The sequence below is a fragment of the Dietzia cinnamea NBRC 102147 genome (assembly GCF_001571065.1).
In the GTDB taxonomy this organism is placed as follows: domain Bacteria; phylum Actinomycetota; class Actinomycetes; order Mycobacteriales; family Mycobacteriaceae; genus Dietzia; species Dietzia cinnamea.
In genome coordinates this window covers 20,475-27,323 of record NZ_BCSW01000040.1, presented here as the reverse complement: position 1 = coordinate 27,323, position 6,849 = coordinate 20,475, and the positions used below count along the sequence as shown (strand labels likewise).

Genomic DNA, 6,849 nt, shown 5'->3' with positions numbered 1-6,849 from the left:
GCCGTCTTCTTCGCGGGCGCCTTGCGCGCGGCGGTCTTCTTGGCGGGGGCCTCGCCAGTGACCTCGGTGGCCGACGGATCGCCGCTCGCCGCGGAATCCGAATTGGTGGTCTTCGTGGCTGCCACAAACGCCCCTTCACAACCGGTTACTCGATGGGAATCGGGGATCGATGCCGCCTGGTCTGCAGACATGCGAGCCGTCCGCCTTGCGGTACCGGGCCCGTCCCCGGCCGGTACGTGTTCCCGGCCTGCGCCATTGTAACGAGATTCTGTCCGGGGGGTTGCATCCGGCGGAGTTAGCCCGGGTCAGACGCCCACGTCGGGCAGGACCCGGCCGAGGTCGAGCACCCCCGAGTGACCTGCGGCGTAGAGCGCCGCGCCGATGATCCCGGCGTCGCCACGCCGGACGGCCGCGCGGACGGGGGTGCGGTTCTCGAGCAGGGGGAACCACTGGTCGGCGGCCTCGCTGACACCTCCCCCGAGGACGAAGGCGCGGGGCCAGAGGAGGTCCTCGATGGCGCGCAGCACGTTGGACACGTGCGGGGCCCATTCCTCGAAGCTCAGTCCGTCGCGGGCGCGGACGGAGGCGGAGGCCAGGTGCTCGGCCTCGTCGAAACCGCGCCCGGCGATGTCCTCGACCATCAGGTGGCCGAACTCGGTGTTGGGTAGCAACCTGCCGTCCAGCAGGAGGGCTGAGCCGATGCCGGTGCCGAACGTCAGCAGGATGACCAGCCCGTCGACGCCCTCACCGGCGCCGTAGTGGACCTCGGTGAGGCCGGCGGCGTCGGCGTCGTTGAGCATGAGGACGGTGCGGCCCGGTAGGTGCCGGTCGAAGAGGTCGACGACGTCGCAGCCGATCCAGGAGTGGTCGATGTTGTGCGCGATGCGCGCCACGCCCTCGTGGATGACGCTCGGGAGGGCGACGCCCACCGGGCCGCGCCAGTCGAATTCGGCGACCATCTCGCGGATGAGCGCGGCGACGGCGTCGGGGGTGGCGGGCTGGGGCGTGGGGCGGACGAGCCGGTCGCCGATGAGTTCCCCGCGCGCGAGGTCGACGAGCCCCACCTTGACGCCGGTGCCGCCGACGTCCACGCCGAGTCCGGTCGGCGTCTCCGTCGGCGGGACGGCGGAGAGGGGCGAGGGGCTGGACATGTGGGGCTCCCGTGGGGTGGACCGTGCGGGGCACGGCGTCGGTTGTCAGGTGCCCGGGCCGTCGGGGCACGATGGGCGTCGGGCGCCCGCGGGCCAGCGTATCGGTCCGGCGGGCCCCGGGGCGGGTTCACCGCCGCGCCCGTCCGGCGGGTCCGAGTACGGGCCCCGGAGGGGTACGACGACGACGAGGAGGGGCACATGACGTCCAGCGGAGCAGCAGAGGAGGCCGGCCGGACCGGCCCGGAGTTCGTCGACGGGTTACGGGAGCTGGCCGAGAGGGTGGCGGTGTCGGGCGGTGACGTGGCCCGGCGGATGCTGGCCGAGTTCGACTCGCGGGGGCCGGGTTCGCAGGGGCTGGGCTCGCGGTCCAAGTCGTCGGAGACCGATCCGGTGACCGTCATCGACACCTCGGTGGAGGAGCACCTGCGGCGGGAGATCGCGGCCGCCCGCCCGGGCGGCACGGTCCTCGGCGAGGAGGGCGGGGAGGTCGCGCACGACACGCACGAGACCCCGGGCGATCCGGGGGGCGTGCCGACGGACGGGGACATCGCCGGTGCGCGCGAGCCGCGGGTCCGGTGGGTCGTCGACCCCGTCGACGGGACGGTCAACCTGCTGTACGGGATCCCGTTCACGGCGGTGTCGGTGGCCGCCGAGGTGGACGGCGTCGTGGTCGCGGGGGCGGTCCACAATATCGTCACGCGGGAGACCTGGAGCGGGGGCTCGGGCCGGGGCGCGGCCCTGAGGGAGGCGGACGGCACCACGACGGCGCTGCGCGTGTCGGACTGCGCGGACCTGTCGCTCGCCCTGGTCGGAACCGGGTTCGCCTACGACGCGGGGATCCGGGCGGAGCAGGGCCGCGTGGTGGCCGAGTTGCTCCCGCGGGTCCGTGACATCCGCCGGTGCGGGTCTGCGGCGTTGGATCTGTGCATGTTGGCCACCGGCCGGCTGGACGCCTACTACGAGCGCGGGCTCAAATACTGGGACCACGCGGCGGGCGCGCTGATCGCGGCCGAGGCCGGGGCGGTGGTGGCGGTGTCGGAGGACGACGCCGTGCCCACCACCGGCGCCACGCCCGGCGTGGCGCCGGAGTTCCTCTCCGCGCTCGCGGGCGCGACCGGACGGCTCAGCAGCTGACGGCGCGCGCGGCGTCGAGCTCGGAGGAGATGGGCTGGCGACCCACTTTGAGCTCGTCGAGCGCGCCGACGGCGGCGGTGGAATCGGACAGGCGGGAGAACGTCGTGCCGAGCGCCAGGTCGACGGTGCCGTCGGTGCGGCCGTCGGTCACCAGCTGCATGCACGGCGCGGCGAGGGAGAGCGAGCGGGCGGCGGCCCGGCCCGCCTCGCCGTAGCGGATCTGACCGTGGCACTCGAGGGCCTGCCCGTAGACCGGGTCGTTGCCGATCGCGTCCGAGCCCGCCGGTTGGAATCCGCGCTCGGCCAGCTCGGCGGCGACCGCACCGGCCTGCCCGCTCTGGCCGTTCGCGTTGAGCACCCGGATGCGGGTGTCGGCGAGCAGCGCCGGCGCGACCTGATCGAGGGCGTCCACGGACTCCTCCTCGAGGCCCGCCTCCTCGGCCGCCGGCGGGAGCGGGCAGGCGACGGCCTGGGTGGCGGCGTCGTCTCCGCGCAGTGCCGCGGCCCAGACGAGCGCACCGAGGACGAGCACCACGACCACGAACAGGACGTAGGGCGAGCGCAGGCGGGTCGACCCCCGCGCGGGGGTCGGGCTCGGTGTCGCCTGGGTGCTGAGATGGACGACCATGAGGGCCTTTCCTGCAGGTGAACGGGCTGCGGTCCCCGATGGGACCCGGCCCTCCACTGTAAACGTCGGGCGCAGGCGATCCCGCCCGGAACACGGACGTGACCGCTGGATGAAAAAGGCGGGAGATTCCGTTACTATGCGTGCGCCGGTCGGTCCACCGCCGAATCGGGCACCCCCCCACACAGACCCAGAAAAGAGACTCATGGCAACCGACTACGACGCTCCCCGCCGCACCGAGGCAGACGAGCTCACCGGCGATTCGCTGGAGGAGCTCAAGGCACGGCGCGCGGAGGGAGCCACCGGCGAGGTCGACGTCGACGAGACGGACACCGCCGAGTCCTACGAACTGCCGGGTGCCGACCTGTCCGGCGAGGAGCTCACGGTGCGGGTTGTGCCGGAGCAGGACAACGAGTTCACGTGCGGCGAGTGCTTCCTGGTGCACCACCGCAGCCGCTTCGCCGAGGAGCGCGACGGCATGGCCATCTGCATGGACTGCGCGGGCTGAGCACCGCGCGCGGCGGCGCCGCCGGTCAGCTGTAGTGGTTGTCCGGCAGCGCCGCCGCGAGCCCCTCGGGGTCGCGCGTGCTGATGAGCCAGTACGGCGTGGGGTCCAGAGGGTCGTCGAGGACCACGATCACCATGGTCGGGATGTACCCGCGGTGGACGACGAACGCCTCCGGGTCCAGCTGCCGTCCCATCGCCGCCTGCTTCGCCGTCGCGGGAACGACCGCGCTGCGGGCGATCGCGTCGAACGGCAGGCGCGCGCGGCCCGCGTACAGTGTCCCTCCGCCCTGACCGTCGGATTCGACCTCGATCCTCTCGCGGCCGAGCGAGACGAACAGCCAGGCGAGCAGGGCGGGGACCACGATGACGAGTAGCCACATCCACCAGCGTGCGCCGGCCGTGAAGGCCAGGACGACCGCCACGACGGTGACCGCGGCGAGCAGGAGCCACCACCACACCGGGACCCGCAGCGTCTCGGAGTGGACGGGGCGCGGCGCGCGATCGGGTGGGGGGCGGAGATCTTCGTCGGACACGACATCAAGACTATCGAGCAACCGGGCGACGCCCGGCAGGAGGGCGGCGGCATGGTGAGCGGATCGGCCGGGGTGAGCGGTACCGGCGAGGTGCTCCGGATACGACGGCTGGACAGTGGACTCCCGCTGCCTGTCCGGGCGCACGCGGCGGACGCCGGGATCGATCTCCACGCCGCGGAGGACTGCGACCTGACACCCGGACACCGTGTCCTCATGCCGACGGGAGTCGCCATCGCGTTGCCCGTCGGGTACGTGGGCCTCGTGCACCCACGGTCCGGCCTGGCGGCACGGGCGGGACTGTCCATCGTCAACGCACCCGGGACCGTCGACGCGGGATACCGGGGGGAGATCAAGGTGAACCTCATCAACCTCGATCCGGCCGAACCCGTCCGTATCGCGCGCGGTGACCGGATCGCACAGCTCCTCGTCCAGCGGGTCGAGTTGTGGGACGTCGTGGAGGTCGATGATCTCGACGAGACCGACCGCGGGGACGGCGGCCACGGCTCGACCGGGGGCCACCACCGCCTGAGCTGACCGGCCGCCCTCACGCCCGGGGAGACAGACCACCACCGCCCTCACACCCGGGGAGACAGACCACCATCGCGCCTGACCTGACCGGCGGCGACGCCGTTGGGTAGCGTCGTCCGCGACGGTCCCGTCCGGGGCCGGGTCGCACTCCGAGAGGATTTCCACCATGTTCGGACGAAAGAAGCCGGTGACCGGGGCCCGCGACGCCGCCGCGTCCACCGAGGCGGAGTCGCAGGCACCCTCGTCGACGGGGCCGCACGACCGCTCGTCCGTTCCAGACGTGCGCGCGTACTACACGGCCCTCGGCTACGGCCATATCGACCTGGGGTCGCTCGTCATCGGAGTGCCGCAGGGCCGCGATCTGAACGTGGCCCTCGACCCGGCCGGCCAGCCCGAGTTCCACGTCGTCACCCAGGTCTCACGTGTCATCCCGCGGGCGTTCGCCGCCCCGAAGTCGGCAGGACAGTGGCGCACGATGGTGGCGGGGATGCGTGAGCAGCTCGAACAGCAGGGCGCCGATGTCTCGGTGGTTGACGGTCCCTGGGGGCGCGAACTCGTCGCCGTGCTGCCCGGGGCGGTCTTCCGCGCCATCGGGGTCGACGGCAACCGGTGGACCGCCGAGGTCCGGGTCATGGCCACGCCTGAGCTCGCGGACCAGGCGGCGGAGGAGGGGCGGGAGGTGTTCCGGCACCTCCTCATCAACCGCGGTGACGGGCCGATGCCCGTGCGGGAGCAGCTCCCACTGACCATCCCGGACGAGATCCAGCAGGCGCTCACCCAGGCGCGGTCCCAGCAGGCCGCGCAGCAACAGGCGCAGGCGTACCAGCAGCAGATGGCGGCCGGCCAGCAGGGGCGGGCCGGCCAGGCGGCACCGGCGGGGGCGCAGGCGGCGCCGGAGAAACCGCAGGCGACCGCACCGTCCGCCGGCGCCGCCACGGCTCCGCAGGGCCGCGGACAGGCCGTCCCGTCGACGGGCGGAGATGCCGCGTCATCGACCGGGGGCAGCGCGACGCCCCGCAGGGACGGAAGCGCGATGGACCGGCTCCGCCGCGGGGACGACGACCTGTGACCGGATCCGGTCGGCCGATGGAGATCTGACCATGCCTTTCCCCAGGGTTTTGCGTGACCTGACCGCCCGACTCACCGACCCCGTCGAGGCCCTCGACGCGGCGGACCTCGCCGTGCGCGTGCAGCGGACGGGGTGCACCCACGTCGCGGATGTCGCTCGAGGAGACCGCGTGACGTTGACCGGGCGCATCCGGACCGTGCTCTCGTGCGGCGGATCGGATTTCCTCGGGATGACCGCCGAGGTGTTCGACGGGACCGGCGCGATCGAGGTCTGCTGGCTCGGGCGGCGAACGATCCCCGGGATCGACACCGGTCGGTTCATCCGAGTGACGGGCCGGGTCGGCGTCCGCGACGGTCACAGGATCATGTACAACCCCCGCTACGAGCTGCTCGACGGGCAGCCGTGCAGCACAGTGGAGGAATCGCGTGACAGAGCCTGAGCAGGCGGCGGGGGAGCCTGACACCGGCGCTGACGCCCGACCGTCGTCGGCGGGGGGCCGGAAGACCACGTTCGGGGATCCCGACGCATCGGTGCTCGAGCAGATGGGCGGTGTCCGCGGGCTCGTCTTCTCTTCGATTCCCGTCCTCACGTTCGTCCCCGTCAACGGGTTCTGGGGCCTGACGGCCGCGATCTGGGGCGCCCTCGGCGTCGCGGTCGCCATGCTCGCCTGGTCCTTGGGTCGCCGGGACAACCCACAGCCGGCGATCTCCGGGTTCATCGGCGTGGCCATCTGTGTCTTCATCGCCTGGCGGACAGGAGACGCCAAGGGGTATTTCCTGTACGGCATCATCACCCAGGCCGTGTACGGGTCGGCGTTCGCGCTGTCGGCGCTCGCCCGGTGGCCTCTCGTCGGGGTGATCTGGGGTTTCCTCGACGGCAAGGGGATGGCCTGGCGTCGGATCCCGCCCGCCCGCCGGTGGTACACCGTGGCGACGGGCTTCTGGGCCGCGCTGTTCGCCATCCGGGCGATCCTGCAGTACGTCCTGTACCTCAACGACGAGGTCAACTGGTTGGGTGCCGCGCGTATCGGGATGGGCTGGCCACTGGCGCTGATCGCGCTCCTCGGAACCGTGTGGGCGGTCCGTCGCGCGATGGCCCACGAGAAGGACGCGGAAAGCGCCGCCCCCGAGCGGTCGCCGGGGGATGCCGCGCCCGGGGGGTGACGCCGCGCGGACTGCCACCTCGCCGGACTGCCACCGCCCCGTGACTGACACCGCCTCGTGACTGACACCGCCCCGTGAATGACGACGCCCCGACCGCCACTCGGCCGTCGGGGCGTCGTTCTCTCCGGGGCACCTCGCC

The 6,849-nt window shown here is 72.7% G+C and carries 9 protein-coding genes; 6 read left to right on the top strand and 3 right to left on the bottom strand.

Annotated features, from left to right (window positions below; genetic code table 11):
* Window positions 1-305: 305 nt before the first annotated feature.
* Window positions 306-1,151 carry a polyphosphate--glucose phosphotransferase gene (gene ppgK / locus DCI01S_RS12625; RefSeq protein WP_061229552.1) on the bottom strand — a complete coding sequence of 282 codons (846 nt, stop codon included), beginning with the start codon at window positions 1,149-1,151 and terminating at the stop codon, window positions 306-308.
* A 198-nt stretch (window positions 1,152-1,349) separates the two neighbouring features.
* Between ppgK and DCI01S_RS12620 the strand changes: the two genes are divergently transcribed.
* Window positions 1,350-2,285 (top strand): inositol monophosphatase family protein, encoded by a 936-nt coding sequence (locus DCI01S_RS12620; RefSeq protein ID WP_007628748.1) that lies wholly within the window; start codon window positions 1,350-1,352, stop codon window positions 2,283-2,285.
* Here the strand turns inward: DCI01S_RS12620 and cei are convergent.
* On the bottom strand, window positions 2,275-2,913 hold the full coding sequence (gene cei / locus DCI01S_RS12615; RefSeq protein WP_061229551.1) for an envelope integrity protein Cei: 639 nt from the start codon (window positions 2,911-2,913) through the stop codon (window positions 2,275-2,277). The genes DCI01S_RS12620 and cei overlap by 11 nt on opposite strands.
* A gap of 202 nt (window positions 2,914-3,115) precedes the next feature.
* Here cei and DCI01S_RS12610 point away from each other — a divergent pair, with 202 nt between their 5' ends.
* Window positions 3,116-3,418, top strand: coding sequence for a DUF4193 domain-containing protein (locus tag DCI01S_RS12610; RefSeq protein ID WP_061229550.1), 303 nt, complete (start codon window positions 3,116-3,118; stop codon window positions 3,416-3,418).
* A gap of 25 nt (window positions 3,419-3,443) precedes the next feature.
* On the opposite strand, the gene DCI01S_RS12605 is transcribed toward DCI01S_RS12610, so the two are convergent.
* A complete protein-coding gene (locus DCI01S_RS12605) occupies window positions 3,444-3,950 on the bottom strand; it encodes a DUF3093 domain-containing protein (protein WP_061229549.1) in 507 nt (168 codons plus the stop codon).
* 51 nt (window positions 3,951-4,001) lie between these two features.
* On the opposite strand from DCI01S_RS12605, the gene dut reads away from it, so the two are divergent.
* From dut to DCI01S_RS12585, 4 genes are all read left to right on the top strand, one after another.
* A complete protein-coding gene (gene dut, locus DCI01S_RS12600; protein WP_061229548.1) occupies window positions 4,002-4,484 on the top strand; it encodes a dUTP diphosphatase in 483 nt (160 codons plus the stop codon).
* A 160-nt stretch (window positions 4,485-4,644) separates the two neighbouring features.
* Window positions 4,645-5,547, top strand: coding sequence for a DUF3710 domain-containing protein (locus DCI01S_RS12595; protein ID WP_061229547.1), 903 nt, complete (start codon window positions 4,645-4,647; stop codon window positions 5,545-5,547).
* Window positions 5,548-5,578: 31 nt separating this feature from the next.
* The gene (locus DCI01S_RS12590) at window positions 5,579-5,986 is read left to right on the top strand and encodes an OB-fold nucleic acid binding domain-containing protein (protein ID WP_061229546.1); all 408 of its coding nucleotides are present in this window, start codon (window positions 5,579-5,581) and stop codon (window positions 5,984-5,986) included.
* Entirely contained in the window at window positions 5,973-6,710 is a 738-nt protein-coding gene (locus tag DCI01S_RS12585) for a DUF3159 domain-containing protein (RefSeq protein ID WP_061229545.1), read from the top strand. Before DCI01S_RS12590 ends, DCI01S_RS12585 begins: the two co-directional genes overlap by 14 nt.
* The last annotated feature ends 139 nt before the right edge of the window (window positions 6,711-6,849 follow it).